Origin of the sequence: Methanocella sp. MCL-LM, from assembly GCF_049676595.1 — an archaeon.
Lineage (GTDB): Archaea > Halobacteriota > Methanocellia > Methanocellales > Methanocellaceae > Methanocella_A.
This window is the reverse complement of record NZ_CP187259.1, coordinates 3017381-3038506: the sequence shown is the minus strand read 5'-3', so window position 1 is coordinate 3038506 and position 21126 is coordinate 3017381. Positions and strand designations below refer to the sequence as shown.

Sequence of the window (21126 nt, the reverse complement as noted above, 5' to 3'; positions counted from 1 at the left end):
ATCGTTTCTCGATTTGTCTCTGTGTCGCCGTGCCGCCGTGGTTAGAACACCTGCCCTCCAGTAGTCAGGATAAAGAGCCGTGCCGCCGTGGTTAAAACCTCCATTTTTTAGTTATCGGGATAAGGAGCCATGCCGCCGTTGTGATTACTTCTACGGCAGAAAGCTACAGTTTCATCAGGCTGATCTTGCCATCGTCGACCCGGACTGCATGGGGCTCGTAGCTGACCGCTCCGGGCGCTTTTCTGACCCGCAATAGCCAGTACAAGTCCATTTTCCAGGTGTCGACGACTACGTCGGTGTGCTGCTCTATGGTCGGGGAGAGGCCTGCTCCGAAGCCGATGTCTGCATAAGTAACAATTATCATGTCTTCTGCCGCGAGAGCATCGATCAGGCCGGTAAACACGCTTCGGGCATGGGCGGCATTCCACTCGTCGCCCAGCCCTTCGAGGTCTAAGAAGGCTCTCCAGCCGTGCTTTTTGCCGGAAGTGCCCGAAGTGATCTCCGAAGCAAGCTTGCCTGTGCCTCCCGTCTGTTCGGAAGCATATGAAATGATGCCGCCCCGGGCTTTTCCTGCGATGGGGCCTTTAAGCACTATGATCAGGCGGCCGGCTTTCTGGGCGTCCTTCGCCTCGGGGCCGAGTTGTTCTGCCAGCGCATCCTCGTCGGCTATGCCCATCGAAGGGGCGAAGAGCACGACGCCTTCGCCGGCTTTTAAAGCTTCGCCGATCATCTGCCTGAGCATGCTATTAAAGGGCTCTCTGCCGTCGATGTTGAAGTGCCACCGCTCTCCAGCGGTGAAGCCGCCGGTCAGGGCGTCTAAATCCGGTATGCCTGTCGTTGTGCCTTTGCGGCCGACAGTCTTCCTGCCGGGCGGGATAATTCTGAGGCCGTCCCGGGTGATGTTGTAGAGGTACCTGCCGCTCAGGTGGTTTTTACCCCTGAGCTTGGTGACGCCGATGGTTCTTCCCCGGGTGTTCTGTAAAGTGTCAGTGTTCCACAGGGGGCTGATCTCCGTACTGTCGAGGTCGATGATCGCGTCGGTCAGGAAGCGCTCAGTACCGTCGCCTTCAGCCTGTTCCGCGGTGAGCAGGGTGGTGCAGCCCATGCGGGAAACCCAGGCGCTGAAGAGCAGCGTCTTCTTCCGCCTGTCGATCTCGTTGCCGATGAGCATGTTGATCGAGGTGATCGAGTCCACGATCAGGTGGTCGATGCTCCTGCGGGTGACCTTCTTCTGGATACCGTCGAAAAAATCGCCCACGTACTGCTCGTCGACCATCTGGCCCAAGGAATAGTCCTGCAGCTCTACGTAGCCCCTCTTCATCTTCGGCTCGTAGAACTCCATGTTGATACCCCCGCTGATCAGGTCGAGGTTATAGAACGACAGGCTGGACGCGTACTTGTTGACCTTGTACAGCGGCTCGCAGGTGCTGACGAACAGGACCTTTTCTCCCCGGCTGGCGTGGTAAAAGGCGTACTGGAGCGATAGTACGGTCTTGCCTGCTCCCGGTGGCCCGGACAATAGTACGGTCGAACCTTTCGGTATGCCGCCGCAAAGCAGCTCGTCAAGCCCTTCGATTCCCGTTTGGACAGTGCCTTTACTCATGATCCCTGCACCCGATCAGCCCGATGATATCAGCAAGCTGGTTTATCGCAGGCATATTATAAAGCTATGCTTGAGATAAATTCCCAGTTTACCTCCTGCAGTGTACGCAGCGTACCCCCGGTGTACTATACACTAATGCCCGGGAATCCGCAATTCTTATCTCCCCAGCCGAATAACCTATAATGGATTATGGACAGGATAATTATATATATCGCAATGGTGTTTTAATTATATAATTACAAATATTTTGCCGGGAATGGTGCTATGAAGATCGACAAAATGAATAAAAAAATCTTGAACATCCTGCAGCGCAACGGACGGATGACTTACAAGGAAGTGGCCAAGAAGATCGACCGTGCTCAGTCCACTGTACGTGACCGGATCGGTATTATGGAAGAAGACGGGGTCATCAAAGGCTACACAGTCGTCATCAACAAGAAAAAGGCAGGGCTCGACTGCTACGCCATAATCCAGTGCAAGGTGGACCCGTCCGGCCTCGACGAAGTCACCCGGAGGCTTCAGAGGGTGGAGAATGTCATGCAGGTCTACCACACCAGCGGCGACAGAAACCTGACCTTCATGATGGCGACCTGCGACTACGACGAGATGAAGCGCATCCTGAGCGACAAAGTGGCTCCGCTGGGCATCAGGGACGTTGAGACCAAGATTGTGATGGACTCCGTGCGCGAGATGGCGTTCACGGACATAATGTAACTTCTTACGTAGTTCTCGGCGCCTTGTGTCTAAACCGCTAAGGCGCCAAGAGATAAACGTATTCATTTTTTCTAGTCATTATCTTGTTCGCCTTTTGAACGCCTGCATTCGCAGGCGTTCTCGAGGCGATCTGCTGACAAACGCTGCGCTGTGCATGATGCCGATTTCTCGGATAGTCTTAGAAGTGTTGTCTCTGTGCTCGTGAACGTACACTAACGCTGCGCTGTGCCAGGATCACAGATTACGACAGATTCGACAGATTTCACAGATGCTAATGGATATTAAAAATAGAATGGTTCGCAGTATTCATCTTATCTCGTATAGTCGTCTGTGCAATCTGTCGAATCTGTCGTAATCTGTGATCTGGCACAGCGCAGCGTTCGTGTTGCTGTCTCACGTCATTGGAGTAATCTGAAACGCACAGCGCAGCGTTCGTGTTGCTGTCTCACTTTATATACGAGGGCCAGGTTCACAAGCGAAAGTAAAAGAATTTTCCTGAGAAATCAGACCTCTTTCAGCTCATCGTACTTGAGCGGCGTCTCCAGGATTTTCCTGGTGGTGAGAATCGTATTGGTCGCCATGACGCCGTCGATGCCGGAGATGTTGCCGATGACTTCCCGCAGCAGGTCTACGTCTCTCGTGCGCAGCTTAAGCATGAGATCGAAGGGCTCCAGGGTTTCGTGTATCTCCAGCACTTCCCTCAGCGTGAGCAGTTGACTAATAACATCTTCTTTCTTTTTCCCCACCATGGCGCTGCGTTCCAGCTCGATACCGACGAACGCGATCGTGTTGAGCTCGAGGATGGATGGGTCGAACAGAATGGTAAATCGTTCGATGATCCCCCCGTCCTTCAGGCGACATATGCGCTTGTGGATGGTTGAAGGCGATACGTTCAGTTCTTCACCGATCGTGGCCAGGGAAGTATTGCTGTCTTCGCATAGCCTTTTGATGATAAAGAGGTCTGTGTCGTCGAGGTTGCCTTTGAACTTTGAGCTCATTGAAGTCACTGTCGCAGAGGAGGAGATAACATAGTTAATAGCTTGCTATACCTATATAAACCTTATCCGGGCGAGTAAAATAATTATCACAAAAAGCGTATTATCAATAAAATTTGCGATAACGCCCGTAGTGTTGGAGAAGCTAAAAAACGGGTATGGGACATATCTGACGCTGAATTGGGTATCTGTCCCCTGCCGATTTACACGCCCGAGTTAGAGTTCGGTACTTCCACATAGCGCTCGAGTATCCGGTTGGTGGTCAGTATTGTGTTGGTTGCCATGACTCCGTCGATGGCGGCGATGCTGGTGATAATTCCTCTTAATTTTTCGACGTTCCGGGTGCGGAGCTTCAGGATGAGATCGAACGGGGCAAGCGTTTCATGGATCTCCATGATGTATGGAATTTCGGACAGCGATCCCAGTACTTCTTCTTTTTTCTTACCCATCAAGGCATCCCGCTCCAGCTCGATGCCGACGAAAGCAACGGTACGGAGGTTCAGTATCGAAGGGTCGAAAAGTATCGTGAACCGCTCGATAATATGGTTCTCTCTCATCTGGTTGATACGTTTGTGTACCGTCGACGCGGAAACTCCCAGTTCCTGCGCTATGTCCGATAGCGAGGCACTCGAGTCCTTGCACAGCTTCTCGATGATCTTGATGTCGACAGCGTCCAGGTCCTTAACCGATTTGTAAGCCATAGTCCTCTACCGTTTTCATTATAATGTTACTACTTGCGAGGATTAATATTATTAAAATATATAGCGGCCTATATACGAAAAAATAAAATAAAAGCCGGCAATTATTAACAAATTATATTAATTAATGTCCTGATTTCGATGATTTTTTCAACATGGCCTATTGTGACAAGCGCCTGCAGTCCATGGTTTCCCCCTTCGCCGCAGCCTCGGGAGAGCGATCCCCGAAATAGGTGTGCCTGTCTGTAAATCTGCATCTTCTAAATGTAAAATAATAAAATACTTACCTAAATATAAACATATTTTATCATTGTAACGGTGCATATTGCAACTTTCTAAATTACTGTACTATAAGGCCATATCCCTGTTACACGAGGCGATTATGCAATAATCCGTTTTTTATAATGAATAATATTTAAAATTCCGTTAATTCATTTGAAAACTCTTGATACTAAGCTTACCAACACTAAGTCCAAGGGAAGTATGCCCCTGTTAAGCAATCGATTTAGGAGGACAACTATGAAAAGAGTGATATTTTCTCTTTTAATGATAGCCGTAATGGTGCTATCAACGACAACCGCCCTGGCCGATGATTTCGCCGGCGGTAACATGCCCGATCAAGGCTGGGCTCTGACAGGCAACTGGATCAGCAACAATATCCCGAGCGGCGCGATGGTCGAAGACTCGGGAACAGCCACCCACCCGGTACACACCGGGGCCAGCGGTGAATTCCAGTGCAGCATCCAGTTCAAGTATGGTAATCTAAGCTCTCACACTGCTGTCGGTGTCCAGACTGCCGATGGCCGGACTGTGACCATAGATTACAACCCGGCTGATGTTAGCTACTATGCAAACATCAATGGCAACCGCGTTTTACTTGGCCACGACTGGAGGACCCCCTATGAAGCTCACTATGCCATCATATCTTCCACCGATGGTAAGATCTACAAGTTCAAGATCGGAGACTTCACTCAGGAAATCAACGTCGGAAGCGTACCGACCAAGGTCTACGTCCAGTTTGATAACAACGGTGCACCCACCGCTCACAACCTTACTGACCAGCAGGCCGGAAGGGGAAGCGGATACAATTTACCAGTGCTGTACCGCGTCACGTGGGCTTCCGCCGAGACACCGGTGCCCGTAGCCTCGATCGACTCGATCACCCCCACCAGCGGCGATGCGCCTCTGACGGTGAACTTCGAGGGCAGTGCCACTAACAATCCGACTTCGTTCGACTGGGACTTCGGCGACGGTTCCGAGCACGGCTCCGGCGAGAAAGTCTCTCACCTGTACACAGCGGCAGGTACCTACACCGTTACCCTGATCGCCAGCAACATCGGCGGCCCCAGCGAACCGGTAACTACCCAGGTAGTCGTGAACCCCGAGCCTGTAGTTCTGCCGGACGCACCGGTCGCCTCGATCGACTCTGCGGCTCCCGCCAGCGGCGATGCTCCGCTTACTGTGAACTTTGAGGGCAGCGCTACTAACAACCCGACTTCGTTCGACTGGAACTTCGGCGACGGCTCTGAGCACGGCTCCGGGGCCAGCGTGTCTCACACCTACGACACTCCGGGTACCTACTACGTTACGCTGATCGCCAGCAACGAAGGCGGTAACAGCGCGGCAGTAGTTACCGAAATCACCGTGACTGCGCCCGTCGTGATCCCCGAAGTGACCCCGACGCCCATACCGGCTCCTGGTGAACATATCATTGACCAGGGTCAGGCCATCGCCTTCTGCCAGTACCAGTTCTACTCGCCCGATTCGACCGTCACCTACGACGGCAAAGGCGGCTATACGGTAAGCGACCCGCGGAAGATCAACGATACAACGGTTGCCAACCCGACCTCCGGCCCGACCGTGTACGCAGTATCCGGCCAGGTGATCAGCGCGGCCGATAACAAGCCCATCGCGGACGCGAGCGTCGTACTGGACAACGCCATGCAGAAGACCAATGCCAACGGCGAGTTCAAGTTCGACGGCGTGAAGGCAGGTAACTACGACCTCGCAGTGAGCGCAGACGGCTTCGTCGCAAAGACTGATGCAGTCAGCGTCACCGAGGATAAGCTGGTCAGCATCAAGCTGGACAGCGTAGTGAGCGCAACCGCTACCTCGGCAAGCGCAGCCAACGAAACTGCCAACATGACGACCACGAACGCGACCACCACCGACAGCTCTGCAGTCGCTGGCAACGCCACCGCCACTCCGACCACCGCCAGATCGCCGGGCTTTGAGTTCATCACCGTGCTCGCAGCGATTCTCATCGTAGCAGGCGTGCTGTTCTTCATGGGCAGGAAAAACTAAAGATTAACCATTGACACAGGGGTAAAGAACGCCCGGGAGGCTGCCAGCCTCCCGCGGTTACCTGTGCCATTCTTTTCTTTTCTTTTCAAATCATCAGCATGAACTTCGCGCTTTTCAGGGACGTCTGCAAAGCCTCCGAGGCGTTTTCTGCGACGATATTGCCGTGCCCCGGATACAGGGTGGAGACATCGAACCGGGTCAGCATGGCCAGCGAGCTTAACATGTGCTCGGGATTGCCTCCGATGTCCGTTCGCCCGAATCCTCCTTCCTCAAAAACCGTATCGCCCGTGAACATGGCCTTTGAAACCGGCTCATACAGGCAGATGCTGCCCGGAGTATGGCCCGGAGTATGGATCACCCGGAGCTTCTGGTCTCCGAGGTCGATCTCGTCGCCGTCCTTCAGGACTATATCCACTTTCAGCGCGGGCGAATCGCTCCCGAACATCGAGGAGCAGTTGATCTTCCTGCTCTTGATAAAGGGTACGTCCGCTTCGTGCATGGCCACTTTGGCCCCGGTAGCCTTCACTATCTCGGGCACCGCCGCCACGTGGTCGTAGTGGCAGTGCGTCAGGATGATAAGCTCCAGATCCTCGGGGAGGCTTTTCAGCATCCTCGACCCGTCGATGCCCGCATCCACAAGGGTTTTACGTTTTGCGTCAAGTAAATATGCGTTGGAGTCGTAGAAGACTCCGTTGACGTTAATCACCTTCATCCGGCAGCGCCTCACAAGGTGTTTAGGGTTTTAAAGTATTTAATATTCAGGATGGGCCATCATCATGTTGATACGCGACGCAAAAAAAGGCATCAGCCACGATATCTGGGAAGTCTCCAAGCGGGAGGGCATCAGCGCGGACCAGATGCGGGGCCTTCTGGCCTCCGGCCAGGTCGTCATTCCCAAAAACGCGGCGAGAACTTTCCCGGCCCGGGCGGTCGGCAAGTACATGTCCACCAAGATCAACGCGAACGTGGGGACTTCGAAGGACTACGATAACCCCGGGAACGAGGTAGAGAAAGCCCGGGTAGCGGTAAAGTACGGCGCCGACGCGGTCATGGACCTGTCCACCGGCAGCGACATCGATGCCGTGCGCCGCCTGCTCGTAAAAGAGATCGAAGTCCCCATCGGGACTGTGCCCATCTACCACGCGGCCCGCAAGCGCAAAAATGTCGTGGACATGTCCTCCGACGACATCTTCAACTCTATCCGGGAACATGCCAAAGACGGCGTAGATTTCGTCACCGTTCACTGCGGAGTTACCCTGTCGACGCTGGACCGGCTCAAAAAGGATCCCCGGGTCATGAACGTGGTCAGCCGGGGCGGTGCCTTTACGGTCGCCTGGATGCTCCACAACGAGGCGGAAAATCCCCTCTACAAAGAATTCGACTACCTGCTGGAAATCGCCGCCGAGCACGATCTGACGCTGAGCCTGGGCGACGGCATGAGGCCGGGATGTATGGCAGATGCCAACGACAGAGCCCAGTTTATGGAAGTCCTCACGCTGGGAGAGCTGGTCGGCCAGTGCCGGGAAAAGGAAGTCCAGTCCATGGTCGAAGGGCCCGGGCACGTACCCCTCGACGAGGTCGGCTCGAGCGTCAGCACCATGAAAAAGCTCACCCGAGATGCGCCGCTCTACCTTCTCGGCCCGCTGGTGACCGACATAGCGCCAGGCTACGATCACATCGTGGGAGCAATCGGGGGATCAATTGCCGGCATGCACGGCGCCGACTTCCTCTGCATGGTGACTCCCTCCGAGCATCTGGCACTGCCCACCGCAGACGACATCCGGGAGGGGACCGTCGTGACCAAGATCGCCGCCCACGTCGCGGACACGGTGAAAGAGGGCCAGCGGGAACTGGCACGGGCCAGGGACCTGGGTATGTCCCGGGCAAGAGGCGACCTGGACTGGGCAAAGCAGTACGAGCTGGCCATTAATCCGGAGCAGGCCCGCCACATCAGGGAAACCCGCATGACCGCCAGCGATGCTTGCTCCATGTGCGGCGACCTGTGCGCCATCAAGATCGTCAAAGACGCCCTGAAGGAAAGCCACAGATGAGGGACGCTTTACTCCTGATCGGGCACGGCAGCAAAGACCCCCGGGCAGACGACGTGCTGCCTTACTATGTCGAGCAGCTCTCCCGGTCAGGCCGCTTTTCTACTGTACAGGCCTGCTACCTCGAAAAATCGCCTTCCATCCAAGAAGCCGTCCAGGCCATCACTGCAGACCGGGTCTTCGTCATGCCCCTGCTCCTCGCCCACGGCTACCACACCCGGGTCACCATCCCCGACGAGCTGGGAATAAAGGCTTCGGGCGACGTCGTCGATGGTAAAGAGATCATCCTGCTCGAGCCCTTCGGGCGGTCCGAACATATCGTCCGGCTCATCGAGGGGCGAATAGAGCCTTTTAAAATCTAAAAAGTTGTCTCTGTGCTCGTGAACGTGGACTAACGTTGCGCTGTGCCAGAACACAGATTACGACCGATTGCACGGATTACACAGATACTAATCGATGGTAAAACGATTGCCTGTGTATCACTTTTATTCTAACGCCATCTGTGTAATCTGAGCAATCTGTAACAATCTGTGTTCTGGCACAGCGCAGCGATCGTATTGTTGTCTCACACCACATGAGCAACCAGAAACGTAGAGCGCAGCTTTCGTACTCTGGTTTCAAAGCCCCTTATGCCTGGGCTTCTGCGGGGGCGGCTGCTGTACGCTCTTTACGTGGGTCGGGGGCCGTGGGGGCATGCGCCGGGTGGTGTCCTGCCTTACCCGGGGGGCTCCGCGGCTGCCGCTTTCAGGAGAGCTGGTGCTGCCCGCATTTTTGTCGATGAAGTATCCGACTGCGAAGATGAGGCCACCGACCAGCGCTACCAGTATGTCATCGAGGAGCAGCGAGGATACTACTCGGGACTCGATGATGCGGATGATGTCCCGGGCCACGTCCGAGCTGGGGATGGAACCCCAGATGATCGATTTTATCAGTGCGGGGGCGATCAGGAAGACGAAGAACGCCAGGGCGCAAAACGCAATGATGACCAGGCCTTCGTCTTTGAGTTTTTTGCCGAAGGTGCCCTCCCAGTACGGCAGTATCGAGGCTATGGCCAGCACGATGAAGGCGGCAAAAGAGATCAGCGTCAGCAGACCGCAGGCAAGGTTCGCATCGGCGTTGAACAGGCTGCCGATTTTACCCATCAGGCCCGCGCTGAACTTGACGTGGTAGATGTTAGCGGTGTAGACATCCAGCATCAGATTCAAAGCTCTGGTTTCATCCAGGCCTCCCGCCTCGCTTTTGTCGATCGAGATGGGCAGGCCGCCGAACCGGTAGGTAAAAGTATCTCCCTGGTTGCCAGAGAAGTAGCTGGTCATTGCCACGAACTGGTTGTGAAGCGATGCAGCCTGGTCTGTCTCCGCCGCGATACTTCCGACTATACCCCTGATGGATCCGTAGGTCGTGAGTCCGTACGAGGTGAAGAAGATGATAAATAGCACGGCCGCCAGGCCGGTCAAGACCAAAAGCCCATGTCTGATGCCCGGTTTCATGGTAATCACAATAGGCAGGCGCATATATTAATGCTTTATCCTAGCACCGATTCTAAAAGTGCTATCACGTGTAACCCTCTCAATAGTTCACGGGTACACGTGACTTATTTTAGTCTCTCGACAGCAGGAAAATACCTAGCGACAGAAGAATGCCGAGCACAAGGTACACGGCCATGTTAGGCAGCGGTATATTCGCTCCAAAATTTCTCACGTTGACAATGACGCCAGCGACGATCACAAACAGGCCCAGCACTGTACCCATGACCTGTGTGATGTTTATATGAACTGCGTCCATGGGTTTCACTTCCTTCTGCCCTTCGGGGAGCCAGATGTCTGAGGACCTCTTGCCCAGGGCAGCAATTTATATCCATTAACAATCCAAAATGCCCTCGAACCCATATATAGTTTTGCATACGCCTTTTTTATCAAATATCGGCATACTAAAAGGCCGTAAAATTTCAAAATTCTTCGATTCGGAGGGCTTATATGCAGCCGATTGCTGATATCTGCAAGTATTTCTAGCGAGATAGAGCCATCTCGCCGCCGGGTGGATATCCCGTTGAAAAGGCCGTTAAAAATCGTTTATTTTTAAAATAAAGGAATATCCGGAATGCTGCAGGCACTCCGGTATAAAAATTAGGTTTACTTCTTGCCCTTCTTCTCGCCGGCCTTCTTGGGGATCTTGAAGAACGACTTGTCGTTCCTCTCGAGCTTCACGAACTGGAGCTGAGCGGTGCCGATCTTCTCTACGTTTGCCTTGAAGATTTTACCCTTGTTCTTCTTGGCTGCGTCCTGGATCCAGGCTGGTGCGTTCTTGGGCACAGTGACGAGTTCCCTCTTGCCGACGAAGTAGTGGAGCTTCTTGGTTCCCTTCTCCCTCAGCACGATGCTGGAAATGCCCCGGTTTGCGACCTTCAGAGCTGCGTCCCTCGGCTGTGCGCCGCTGAACGTTCCAACTTCCTCGCCCTTTTCGTTAATCAATCCAAAGTTCCTCTTTTCCCTGCCTTCAGTTGCCATTTCTTAATCACTCTCTGCAGTGTAATAATTTGATCAACAGAATGATATACTTGTATATAAGTGTTGTGGTAGTAAGCGAGAATTTTATCAAACTATTATATGTATAATGAAGCAATTATTTTCGGGCCGGCTTTAACAACCGGGCTGACGTTCTCTAAACACCTGAGAATAATAATAGTACGGGAAAATTCCGGATTTTGAAAAATCATCAAGCCTGACGATGATGAGGCGAGTAGCGCCATTAAATACCATTTTCGGGTATGTTAAAACGACACGTTTATATACTTGTGAATTTTTCATGTATAAAAAGGTTTTGACGGAGATTAACCGGTCATCTCATCGCCACAAAGGCCCAGCTATCGTAAATGCTCTCTTTGTGGCGGTTGTCGACCACGTCGCCCTCTATGCCCATCGACGCAAGGGTCTCAGAGATAAAACCCATCTCCTCTTCTTTGCTGACTGTCAGCAGGAGGAGACCGTCGTCGTTTAGCATCTTTACCGACTCTTCCATGATCTTTCTCCAGACCGGCTTGTTGAAATCGTAGATGGCGCCAAGCATGAAGCCTACGACCGCACCGTATTTACCCAGGCCCAGCCGGGAAAGTTCCATGGCGTCAGCCACTGCCGTGTCTTCAGGCACAAGAATGCCGTGGTAGAGGCCGTTACAAATGGCGCAGCGGTCGTTATCGACCGAGAGCACCGTGTGAAAAGTTTGGCGCAGCGGCGTCGTCGACATGCCGTTACCGCAGCAGATCTCCAGTGCATCGATCTCTGCAGGGTCTTTGCCGTGCTCCTTGGCCACCTTCTTCACCAGCTTCCGGATCCGCTGCCCCCGCTCGTCGTTGCTGGCGAAAGAAAGCGGCTCTTTCTCTTTGGTGCAGTCGCAGAAAGCACCTTCTACCAGGCTGGTCGACAGGTACTCCCGAACAGCTCTGGCAAAGGCTTTGCCGTCCACCTTTCTGGATCTGGCCGCAGCGATCACTCCTGCCTTCGATATGCCCGAGACCATGGCATCGGTCTGCTTGCGCATCTGCGGCGAGTGCGGGTACGGGATCACAAACCAGAAATCGCCATCCGGATGCTTGTTCCTGTAGGCGATGCCCAGATCGCTGCCCTTCTTGTCCTTGATTGCCACCGTGGCCTCGATCGCACCCGCGGGCAGACATCGCAGCCTGTCGAGATAGTCGAGGGACTTCAGGTTCATCTCGATGCCCTCGAAGCTGCTTTCGATCAAAAACACGTCCTCACTGGTCTTCATCAGATCGTTAAGGAGCATAACCACTAATCGGCGCGTTCCCGGCTTATAGGTTACTGTGCCGGTATTAGTGGTGTTCGGGCGCTTCGCCGGGCGGATACAAATATGACTACACGGTGTGAATGATCACTCATGGTACAGCCAGGCCGGGGACATCTTCGTGCGAAGCGTGTGAAAAAGATCAGCATTTCGCTATCCGACGATGTACTGGAGTGGGTATACCGGAATAAGGATGAGCTCAAGGTTTCTACCTTCATCAACAAGGTATTGCGGGACCGGATGCGATCGGAGGTATCCGGGGATTGCAGCGCGGAGGTACACCGGCTGGAACGCAGGCTGGAGGCGCTGGAGCAGTCTTTCGAGCAATGCCTGGGACCGGCAGGCCGGCCCCGGATTCCCGTAGGCAGGCTTGCCGAAGCGGCCGCCCCGCCGCGCGACGTTTTCGGGGAGCTGGTGACCATCAAGAACGTCTCCGCCGACAACGCCCGGGCAGTCAGAGACGAACTGGTCCCTTTCCTCATCGAAAAGGGTGTAGTCGATCGGAGCACGGTCATCGGAGAGCTGTTCCCCCGTACCCGGTCCACCATCACCAACGAAATCAACTACTGGTACAACGCCTGCCGGGGAGTACTAGATCATCTCGCCATGCAGGGTTATGTAGTAAAAGAGCACCGGAGTAAATACCGCTGGTCCGGCAAGGCCGTATCCTGATGAATGAGATGTGGGACTCCCGGGCGCATTCCGGGCTTTCCGCGGCCGGAAACGGGACCACGTCGCCTACAGTATCTGACAGCCACGCCGGCACTTCAAATTTTAAACCCAAATTTATATATCTCGCGTTAGCAACATGTTGATCGGGAGTAAGCCTCTCACGGAATCTCCTCTGGAGAACGCCCGGCTTCGCCTGTGCGAAGACGGTGGCCGTGATTCCGTGTCAATCCCGGGTAGAAAGGCAGGGATGCTCCGCCTGTGCGGAGATGGCGTTACTCCCGCCATAATAACCTCGTTTTTGGTACCGATGTTTACGTCGTATCGATGTATACGTCGACATTCACACATAAGTAGTATCAACAATATACTACGCTTGATTGCTATGGAGATGTTCATCAGCGGCAAAGCAGCCCAGGCCGGCTCGGGAAAGCGCTTCGAAGTGCACAACCCGGCTACGGGCGACCTCATCGACACTGTGCCGGCGGGCGAGATCGACGATGTCCGGAGCGCAGTGGACGCCTGCGAAGAAGCTTTTGGCAAGTGGTCCGCCACCACCTCACGGGAGCGGGGCAAGATACTCTTCAGGGCAGCACAGATGGTCCGGGATCGCACGAAAGACCTCGCCATTCTGCTGACCTCCGAGCAGGGCAAGCCCTTCAAGGAAGCCCGGGACGAAGTGCAGGGCTTCGCCAACACTCTCGAATATTTTGCCGGCATATCTGCAAGCCTGCGCACAGGCCTCGTCCCTCTCGCTCACGAGCGCTACGGGGCTGTGATCCGCAAACCTATCGGAGTCTGCGGGGCCATCATCCCCTGGAATGTGCCCGTCATTCTCATGGGCTGGAAGGTCGGGCCGGCGCTGGTAGCCGGCAATACTCTTGTACTCAAGCCTGCCAGCAGCGCCCCGCTGACCTGCCTGCAGCTGGCCGGCATCCTGAAAGAGGCAGGGCTGCCTGACGGAGTCCTGAACGTAGTCACCGGCAGAGGCGATATCATCGGTGACGAGATCGCCCGGAACCCCCGGATCAGAAAAGTCTCCTTCACCGGCAAGACCAGCACCGGCAAGCACCTCATGGAAACCGCCTCGGCGAGCCTGAAGCGGGTCACGCTGGAACTGGGGGGTAGCGATCCCATGATCGTGTGCGACGACGCAGACCTGAAAGCCGCAGTCGACGGCGCTGTGAGGGGCCGGTTCTATAACTGCGGCCAGACCTGCACCGCAGTGAAGCGGTTATTCGTCTTCGAGTCCGTAGCCGACGACTACATCCGCCATCTCCAGGCAAAGATCGCTTCGCTAAAAGTCGGCAACGGCATGGCCGACGGAGTCGACCTGGGCCCGATGAACAACCGCAAACAGCTGGACCGCATCGTAGAAGTGGTCAATACTGTCCGGGCGAAGGATGAAGGCAAGATCCTTTACGGCGGAGCAGCCCCCAAAGGTCCCGCCTACGACAGAGGCTTCTTCTACACGCCGACGCTCGTGACTGACGTAGCCGCCGACTCCGTCCTGCTCCGGGAAGAAATCTTCGGCCCGGTCCTGCCCGTCGTAGTCGTCAAAGACCTCGACGAAGCCATCGAGCGCGCCAATGACACCGTCTACGGCCTCGGCTCCTCCATCTGGACGAAGAGCATCGAGCGCGCCACCATGGGCTGCGAACGCCTCCAGTCCGGCATCACCTGGGTCAACCAGCACACCAAAGTGCCCCCCGACTTACCTTTCGGCGGCATCAAGGACAGCGGCCTCGGCCGGGAGAATGGTCTTGAGGTCATCGACCAGTATACCGAGATGAAGAGCGTGCTGATCAATCCATAGCATGCTTTTTCCTCAGATGTACGACTTGCGACCGACCAGATACCTGATTAAACTCTGGCGGCCGGGCGACACTGAGACTGTGTGAGAAACGATAGCAAGAGCAAATGTTCTAACCACGGCGGCACGGCGACACGGAGACAACTGCGACGCCGTAACATGGTACTCCTTTTTAAGTCCACGGCGACACGGAGACAGCGCGTTAACCAAAAATAGTTTACCAGCCAGGTGTTTCAGTATATCATTACGATCACGAAGCCGGTAATCTACTTTCTATAGTGATTCCTGGTTTCTCCACTGTGTAACAATTGAAGGATTGTCTCCGTGCTGTCCGCCTGCCGTGTCGCCGTGGATCAATACAAAGAGGGCCTTGTTATTCAGGTACAAGTTGTCTCTGTGTCGCCGTGCCGCCGTGGTTCAAATAACCATCCGGCTTGTCGTATCTCGCACTGTCTCTGTGTCGCCGTGCCGCCGTGGTTAGAACCTCTGCTCGATAGTTGTCAGGATAAATTGCCGTGCCATTGTGGCTTTTAGATTAAAAAGCTATACTTTAGGCTTGTTGCGCTCAGATTTTATGGACTCGAAGAACTTGACGAGCTCGTTGCTGACGGCCTTGCGGTCTTTCTCCGCGGGGTAGAGGTGGAATTCGCAGAAGGGGTCGCCGCGGGAGATGCATTTTGTCTCGGAGCAGGCCATGTGGGTGTTTTCGTAGACGTACTCTCCGAAGGATCTGAAAGCGTTGCGGGCAGACTCGCAGATATCCCCGTTCGCCGCCTTCTTCACTTCCAGCCTGGCCTCGGCAGAGTCGGTGCAGATGATGGTGATGGTCTTGTTTTCGGCGTCGGAGGTCTTGATGGCGAAGTGGCCGAGGTTGAGGCCGCTGAGGCGGTCGAAGTACTTCTTGATGCCCTCTTCGCCGTCCTTCATGACTTCTTTGGAGATGTACCTGTTGATCTCCGACAGCCTCTCGGACGCGTCCACCGACTTATCCCACAGCCTGTCGAAGTGCTCGGTGATGCGGGCGATAGTGTCGTAGTGGTTCGTGTAAACGCCGATGTTGCCGCCTGACGAGGAAGTGGCGCTCTCGCCGAGGAGGTTGAAGACTACCTCTTCGTCGTTCATATACATGCGTAAAATACTCTCTTCCAGCGGGTGCCGGACTTCTACTCCCAGCGCCTTCAGGGTGTCGATTGTGGCGGCGATGTCGCCGAATTTTCCAGTCAGCGTCTGGCCCCGGCCGCCGATGTCGTTCCTGATCGAGACCAGCATTTGCACTTTTAGGCCCTTGCCCACTTTGCTCCTTATTTCAGCGATCATTGTGTTGAAATTGTAGACCAGCTGGTCCTGGGATATGACGCAGCGCAGGCGGGCCTGGGCATTGGAGAGGATCATGCGCAGCACGCCGTTCAGCTCGACGTCACCGTAGATGGGCGTGAGGTGCTCCGGTTTGCGGCCTGTGTCTATCTCCGCCTTTTTGGACGTCAGGTCCGGGGCGTTTCTCCACATGTGCCTGAACATGAGGCTGATCATCTTCGCCAGCTCTTTCTGGGCAGTCCAGATGGCCGACTCGTCCGCGCCCCCCGGGGTTGCTCTGACGAACAGCACTTCCGAGTCATCTACGACTACTACCCGGAGAAAGGCGCTTTCCTGCTCTCCCGGGTCCAGCATCTCCAGCCGGTCCATACTGTCCAGGTGCCTTATGGTGGCCTTTTTAGACAGCCTTTCCACCATGGGGATGGTGTCTTTCTCGACCGGCAGCAGGAACTGGGCAGTAATATTTTTCTTGTTCAGCCCTGCGAGGTCCTGCTCGTAAGCAGCGGCAGTCAGGACAAACCCCCTGTCGCTGGTGATGAATTTAAAAGAAGAAGTGGTCCGGCCCATCATTTTGTGGATCAGGTCCATGATGGCCCACCGGCCGTTATACAGCCGGACTTTTTCGCCGCTTTCCTCGTCGGATTTATTCCCGTTCTCGCTGATCAGGCTGGTCAGGTCTTTGCCGATCGCTTCCAGAGACCTGATCGACTCCATGCGGTCCTGCAGCAGCTTGCTCAGGACTGTCTCTATGGGCACCGCCTGGTATTTGGCCACCTTTTCCGGGATGATGATTATTAAGCCTTTTTCGTGGAGCAGCTTGATGACAGAATAGACGTGGGGCCTCGGTATGTCGCTGACGTCGGCAAGAGCACTCGCTTTCTGGACCCCTTTGGTCGCCAGCGCGAGGTATACCTTTGCCTCGTATTCGGTCAGGCCGAAAGAAGTCAGAGAGTCGACGGCCTTTTTGTCAATTTCCAAGCATCCACCCCAGGGTAGTACAACATAGATGTTGTACTACTCAAACCTTCTTTCAGCCTTTTACTATAACAACATGTCGGTTTTGGTGTTTCATAATTGCGATATAGAGTATTTATAGAAACAAGATATCATTCCTAACAACCTTAATTACCGGAAGATGATGCTATGAACGCGATCGAAACGCATGGACTGACTAAGCAGTTCGGCAAGATCGTCGCTGTCAACGATCTGAACCTGACTGTCGAGGCAGGCAAGATCTACGGCTTCCTCGGGCCGAACGGGGCCGGGAAATCGACGACGATCAACATGCTCATGGGATTTGTGAAGCCTGACGACGGCTCTGCGAAGGTCCTGGGCTACGACATTCTCACTCAACATTACGAGATTCGCAAACTAACCGGCTATCTGCCCGAGAGGCCGGCGTTTTACGAGAACATGACCGGCGCCGACAACATGCAGTACTTTGGCAAGCTAATCGGCGTAGACGACCTGGAGAAGCGGATTCCCGAGCTCCTGGCCAAGGTGGGCCTCGAAGGCAGGGGCGGCGACAAGGTGAAGACCTATTCTCACGGCATGCGGCAGAGGCTGGGCATCGCTATCGCGCTGCTGGGCAATCCGAAGCTGCTAATCCTGGACGAGCCTACCACTGGCCTGGACCCGCAGGGCTCTCACGATATCCGGGAGATCATCAAGAAGCTCAAGCATGACAACGTCACGATTTTCCTCTCGTCCCACATCCTGCACGAGGTACAGGAGATCAGCGATATGGTAGGTATCGTCAAAGCCGGGCACATGCTCGTGCAGACGCCCATTGAGAGTTTCCTCAGGAGCAGCAAAGGAAACCTCTCCGCGTTCGAGATATACTCGCCCCGGGTAGACGACCGGTTCGCGGACACCGCCAGAAAAGTCAAAGGGGTCGAGAGCGCAAACATCCGGGATGGCAGGCTCTACCTGACCGTGGATGAGCCGGCGGTGGCAGAGGACGTCAACGCCGCTCTGGTCGGAGCCGGCTTCCGGGTCCGGGAGATCAAAGAGATCATGCCGACGCTGGAGGACGCCTTCCTCAAAGTGATCGGCGAGAAGAAGGAGGGATAACATGGCGATCAGCGGCAAAGAAATCCAGAACATCCAGACGATCGCGGTCAAGGAGTTCAAAGACAACCTGAAGTCCAAGAGGTTCCTCATCCTCGGCGTATTCTACTTCGGGTTCGCCCTGCTGCTCACGTTCGCAGTGGTCATGATGACCCGCAGCGCCGCCAGCCTGGAAGCTTTCAAGCCGGACATGGTCCTGTCCATCATGAGTAACCTGAATATCGTGCTGGCGCTCCTCGCTGTCATCGTCTCGTCCGACACCCTGTCCATGGAACGGAAGGACCGTACCCTCCTGCAGCTGCTGTCTAAGCCGATCGACCGGAGCTCAGTCATCCTCGGCAAGTTCCTGGGCTGCTTGAGCGTAGTAGCTGCCCTCTTCCTGGGCAGCGCGATCTTCGCTTACCTGGCGACGGCAGTCCTGTCCGGCAAATACCCCGCGGCAGGCGATCTGCTGCCGGTGGCCGGAGGCCTGCTCTCGATGGTCCTGATGTTGTCGGTATACGTGGCCATCGGCGTGCTGATCTCCACGTTCACGAAGAACCCGTTCATCTCGATCATCGGCTCGCTCATGGCGTGGATCGGCCTGTGGTTCTCCAGCACCATCGGCAACATCGTCGGGTATAACGTAGCTTCGGGCGGAGCCATGTTCTTCCTGGGCGGCTTCGACGACTACCCGATCTACGCGAAGATACTGGTGTGGATCGACCCGCTGAGCCACGACATCATGTCTCCGCTGCTGAACCCGGCAATGGAGCAGGCTGCAGTGGGCATGCCCCTCTGGGCAAACATCGTGTTCCTCGTAGTCTATACGGCAGTCTTGCTCATTCTGGCCATACTGCTGTTCGAGAACCAGGATCTGTCGGCCTGATCAGGCCGGCACCCTTTCTTTTTACTGTGGGTGTAATCGGGGGAAAACGTGTACGGTGCAGGATCCTACTTAGCGAGAGTCAGGCAGTTCACGCCTAACGCCCGAAAATTTCTCGCTTACGAATTCTTCCTCGCCCTGAACGCGGGCATCTACGGAGTCATTTTCAACCTGTACGTGCTCAAGCTGGGCTACCACGAGGACTTTCTGGGCCTCATCCTGTCCATCATGTCTGTGTCGACGGGGTTGTTTGCCCTGCCGGCGGCGATGATCTGCGATCGGATCGGCCGCAGAAATACGCTGATCCTGTCCAGCTTCATGCTTGCAGTCTCCCTGGCGCTGCTCTACACCATCGCGACGGGAGGAATGCTGATGCTCATGGGTGGGTGCTATGGTATCGCCATGGCCTTTTCCATCGTGGCCGGCAATCCGTTCATGGCGGAGAATTCCTCCCGGGAAGAGCGGATGCACCTGTTCTCGATGAACTCCGTAGTCTATACTGTGGCCGCCATTTTCGGCAACCTCGGCGGCGGTATGCTCCCGATGGTCATCGCGGGGCTGACCGGGACAAGCCCCGAGGCAATACTGCCGTACCGGTATACGCTGTACCTGTCCTTCATCGCAGTCCTGATCACCCTTGTGCCGCTATTACTGATCCGGGAGAACCGGCCTCCCGTCGTAGCTCGATCAGAGCGGCTCAGGCTTGTGGCGCAGGTCATCCGGACGCCTAACGTGCAGCGGCTCGTCATCGTCAACATCCTCATAGGTATCGGGGCGGGCATGATCGTGCCGTTCTTCAATGTGTACTTCCACAAAGTGCTCTCCGCGCCGACAGACCAGATCGGCGTCATCTTCTCCATCGGCCAGGTGACGATGGTGGTCGGGCTGTTATTGATTCCTTTGATTACGGAGCGGGTGGGCAAAGTCAGGACCATCGCCATTACCCAGCTACTGTCGATACCCTTCCTCATCCTCATAGCAATTACCACGAACATCTACCTGGCCGGGTTCGCCTACGTCATGCGGATGACCTTCATGAACATGGCCAACCCCGCGATCTCCAGCTTCAACATGGAACTGCTCGGTGACAGAGAACGAGCCACCGTTGGCAGCCTGACCTCCATGGGCTGGAACATCTTCCTGGCCCTGAGCACTTATCTCAGCGGCATCATGATGGCCAACGGGAACTATATGCTCCCATATCTCATCACCTGCGTGGTATACCTGCTCGCAGCCGTAGCCTACTACGTATTCTTCCTGCGGATTGAAAAAGAGAAGGAATCTACTGTCAAGGTAGCAGTAATCGCGGAGCCCGCCAGAAAATCGTAGAACTGCATAGCGATCCAAAATTTTTACCACGGCGGCACGGCGACACGGAGACTGTGTCAGAAACGATAACAAGATCAAATGTTTTAACCACAGCGGCACGGTTCTTTATCCAGGCAACTGGAACTATATGTTCTAACCACGGCAACACGGCTCCTTATCCTGACAACTGGAGCGCAGATGTTCTAACCACGGCGGCACGGCGACACAGAGACAATGCGAGAAACGATGGCAGGGTAGTTATTTGAACCACGGCGGCACAGCTCCTTATTCTGACAACTGGAGGGCAGATGTTCTAACCACGGCGGCACGGCGACACAGAGACAATGCGAGAAACGATGGCAGGGTAGTTATTTGAACCACGGCGGCACGGCGACACAGAGACAACCTCTAACGGAATAGCAAGACCCTCTTTTTAGATCCACGGCGACACGGCGGACTGACGGCACGGGGACAAATATGTTTTCCTTCCTTCAGGCTATTGATCGAAAGTCAGGCTGAAACGATTAGATAGTAAGCTTATGGTTAATGCTCTGTCTTTGTGTCGCCGTGGACCTAAAAAGAGTTCACTTATACAGGTTCACCACTGTCTCTGTGTCGCCGTGCCGCCGTGGTTTTATTTACCACTGGCTTGTCGTGGATCGCCCTGTCTTGGTGTCGCCGTGCCGCCGTGGTTTTATTTACCACTGGCTTGTCGTGGATCGCCCTGTCTTGGTGTCGCCGTGCCGCCGTGGTTTTATTTACCACTGGCTTGTCGTGGATCGCCCTGTCTTGGTGTCGCCGTGCCGCCGTGGTTTTATTTACCACTGGCTTGTCGTGGATCGCCCTGTCTTGGTGTCGCCGTGCCGCCGTGGTTCAAAGATTTAATCTACTCTTGTCAGGATTAAGAGCCGTGCCGCTGTAGTT

Annotated in this window: 18 protein-coding genes; 9 read left to right on the top strand and 9 right to left on the bottom strand. The window is 54.8% G+C overall.

Translation table 11 applies throughout. The features are described from left to right. Nucleotides 1-163 precede the first annotated feature (163 nt). On the bottom strand, nt 164-1603 hold the full coding sequence (locus ACPLPM_RS15485) for an RAD55 family ATPase (protein WP_424357673.1): 1440 nt from the start codon (nt 1601-1603) through the stop codon (nt 164-166). Between the two features lie 264 nt (nt 1604-1867). On the opposite strand from ACPLPM_RS15485, the gene ACPLPM_RS15480 reads away from it, so the two are divergent. Then, nucleotides 1868-2317, top strand: coding sequence for an Lrp/AsnC family transcriptional regulator (locus ACPLPM_RS15480; RefSeq protein ID WP_424357672.1), 450 nt, complete (start codon nt 1868-1870; stop codon nt 2315-2317). 503 nt (nt 2318-2820) lie between these two features. On the opposite strand, the gene ACPLPM_RS15475 is transcribed toward ACPLPM_RS15480, so the two are convergent. Both ACPLPM_RS15475 and ACPLPM_RS15470 read right to left on the bottom strand, forming a co-directional pair. Continuing rightward, nucleotides 2821-3315, bottom strand: coding sequence for an Lrp/AsnC family transcriptional regulator (locus ACPLPM_RS15475; RefSeq protein ID WP_424357671.1), 495 nt, complete (start codon nt 3313-3315; stop codon nt 2821-2823). A 200-nt stretch (nt 3316-3515) separates the two neighbouring features. After that, on the bottom strand, nt 3516-4013 hold the full coding sequence (locus tag ACPLPM_RS15470; RefSeq protein WP_424357670.1) for an Lrp/AsnC family transcriptional regulator: 498 nt from the start codon (nt 4011-4013) through the stop codon (nt 3516-3518). A 516-nt stretch (nt 4014-4529) separates the two neighbouring features. Between ACPLPM_RS15470 and ACPLPM_RS15465 the strand changes: the two genes are divergently transcribed. Further along, nucleotides 4530-6314 (top strand): PKD domain-containing protein, encoded by a 1785-nt coding sequence (locus tag ACPLPM_RS15465; protein ID WP_424357669.1) that lies wholly within the window; start codon nt 4530-4532, stop codon nt 6312-6314. A gap of 85 nt (nt 6315-6399) precedes the next feature. On the opposite strand, the gene ACPLPM_RS15460 is transcribed toward ACPLPM_RS15465, so the two are convergent. Then, on the bottom strand, nt 6400-7026 hold the full coding sequence (locus ACPLPM_RS15460; RefSeq protein ID WP_424357668.1) for an MBL fold metallo-hydrolase: 627 nt from the start codon (nt 7024-7026) through the stop codon (nt 6400-6402). Between the two features lie 64 nt (nt 7027-7090). On the opposite strand from ACPLPM_RS15460, the gene thiC reads away from it, so the two are divergent. Further along, a complete protein-coding gene (gene thiC, locus ACPLPM_RS15455) occupies nt 7091-8365 on the top strand; it encodes a phosphomethylpyrimidine synthase ThiC (protein WP_424357667.1) in 1275 nt (424 codons plus the stop codon). After that, entirely contained in the window at nt 8362-8724 is a 363-nt protein-coding gene (locus ACPLPM_RS15450) for a sirohydrochlorin chelatase (protein WP_424357666.1), read from the top strand. The genes thiC and ACPLPM_RS15450 overlap by 4 nt, the downstream gene beginning before the upstream one ends. A 255-nt stretch (nt 8725-8979) precedes the next feature. Here the strand turns inward: ACPLPM_RS15450 and ACPLPM_RS15445 are convergent, their stop codons facing one another. The 4 genes from ACPLPM_RS15445 to ACPLPM_RS15430 all read right to left on the bottom strand — a co-directional run bounded on the left by ACPLPM_RS15445 (nt 8980) and on the right by ACPLPM_RS15430 (nt 12145). After that, entirely contained in the window at nt 8980-9852 is an 873-nt protein-coding gene (locus tag ACPLPM_RS15445) for a hypothetical protein (protein ID WP_424357665.1), read from the bottom strand. A 109-nt stretch (nt 9853-9961) separates the two neighbouring features. Next, entirely contained in the window at nt 9962-10147 is a 186-nt protein-coding gene (locus tag ACPLPM_RS15440) for a hypothetical protein (RefSeq protein ID WP_424357664.1), read from the bottom strand. 347 nt (nt 10148-10494) lie between these two features. Further along, nucleotides 10495-10869: a non-histone chromosomal MC1 family protein gene (locus tag ACPLPM_RS15435; RefSeq protein WP_424357663.1), complete on the bottom strand. Its 375-nt coding sequence runs from the start codon at nt 10867-10869 to the stop codon at nt 10495-10497. A 331-nt stretch (nt 10870-11200) separates the two neighbouring features. Then, nucleotides 11201-12145, bottom strand: coding sequence for a class I SAM-dependent methyltransferase (locus ACPLPM_RS15430; protein ID WP_424357662.1), 945 nt, complete (start codon nt 12143-12145; stop codon nt 11201-11203). Between the two features lie 150 nt (nt 12146-12295). On the opposite strand from ACPLPM_RS15430, the gene ACPLPM_RS15425 reads away from it, so the two are divergent. Together ACPLPM_RS15425 and ACPLPM_RS15420 are read left to right on the top strand one after the other, a co-directional pair. Beyond that, on the top strand, nt 12296-12835 hold the full coding sequence (locus ACPLPM_RS15425; RefSeq protein WP_424357661.1) for a hypothetical protein: 540 nt from the start codon (nt 12296-12298) through the stop codon (nt 12833-12835). A 382-nt stretch (nt 12836-13217) separates the two neighbouring features. Continuing rightward, nucleotides 13218-14648, top strand: a complete 1431-nt coding sequence (locus ACPLPM_RS15420) for an aldehyde dehydrogenase family protein (protein WP_424357660.1) — start codon at nt 13218-13220, stop codon at nt 14646-14648. A 540-nt stretch (nt 14649-15188) separates the two neighbouring features. Here ACPLPM_RS15420 and ACPLPM_RS15415 read toward each other — a convergent pair. After that, nucleotides 15189-16937 (bottom strand): helix-turn-helix domain-containing protein, encoded by a 1749-nt coding sequence (locus ACPLPM_RS15415; RefSeq protein WP_424357659.1) that lies wholly within the window; start codon nt 16935-16937, stop codon nt 15189-15191. A gap of 165 nt (nt 16938-17102) precedes the next feature. On the opposite strand from ACPLPM_RS15415, the gene ACPLPM_RS15410 reads away from it, so the two are divergent. The 3 genes from ACPLPM_RS15410 to ACPLPM_RS15400 are packed head-to-tail and all read left to right on the top strand — an operon-like array spanning nt 17103 to nt 20223. Beyond that, a complete protein-coding gene (locus ACPLPM_RS15410) occupies nt 17103-18032 on the top strand; it encodes an ATP-binding cassette domain-containing protein (RefSeq protein ID WP_424357658.1) in 930 nt (309 codons plus the stop codon). A gap of 1 nt (nt 18033) precedes the next feature. Continuing rightward, entirely contained in the window at nt 18034-18897 is an 864-nt protein-coding gene (locus ACPLPM_RS15405; RefSeq protein ID WP_424357657.1) for an ABC transporter permease, read from the top strand. 48 nt (nt 18898-18945) lie between these two features. Next, nucleotides 18946-20223, top strand: coding sequence for an MFS transporter (locus ACPLPM_RS15400; protein ID WP_424357656.1), 1278 nt, complete (start codon nt 18946-18948; stop codon nt 20221-20223). The last annotated feature ends 903 nt before the right edge of the window (nt 20224-21126 follow it).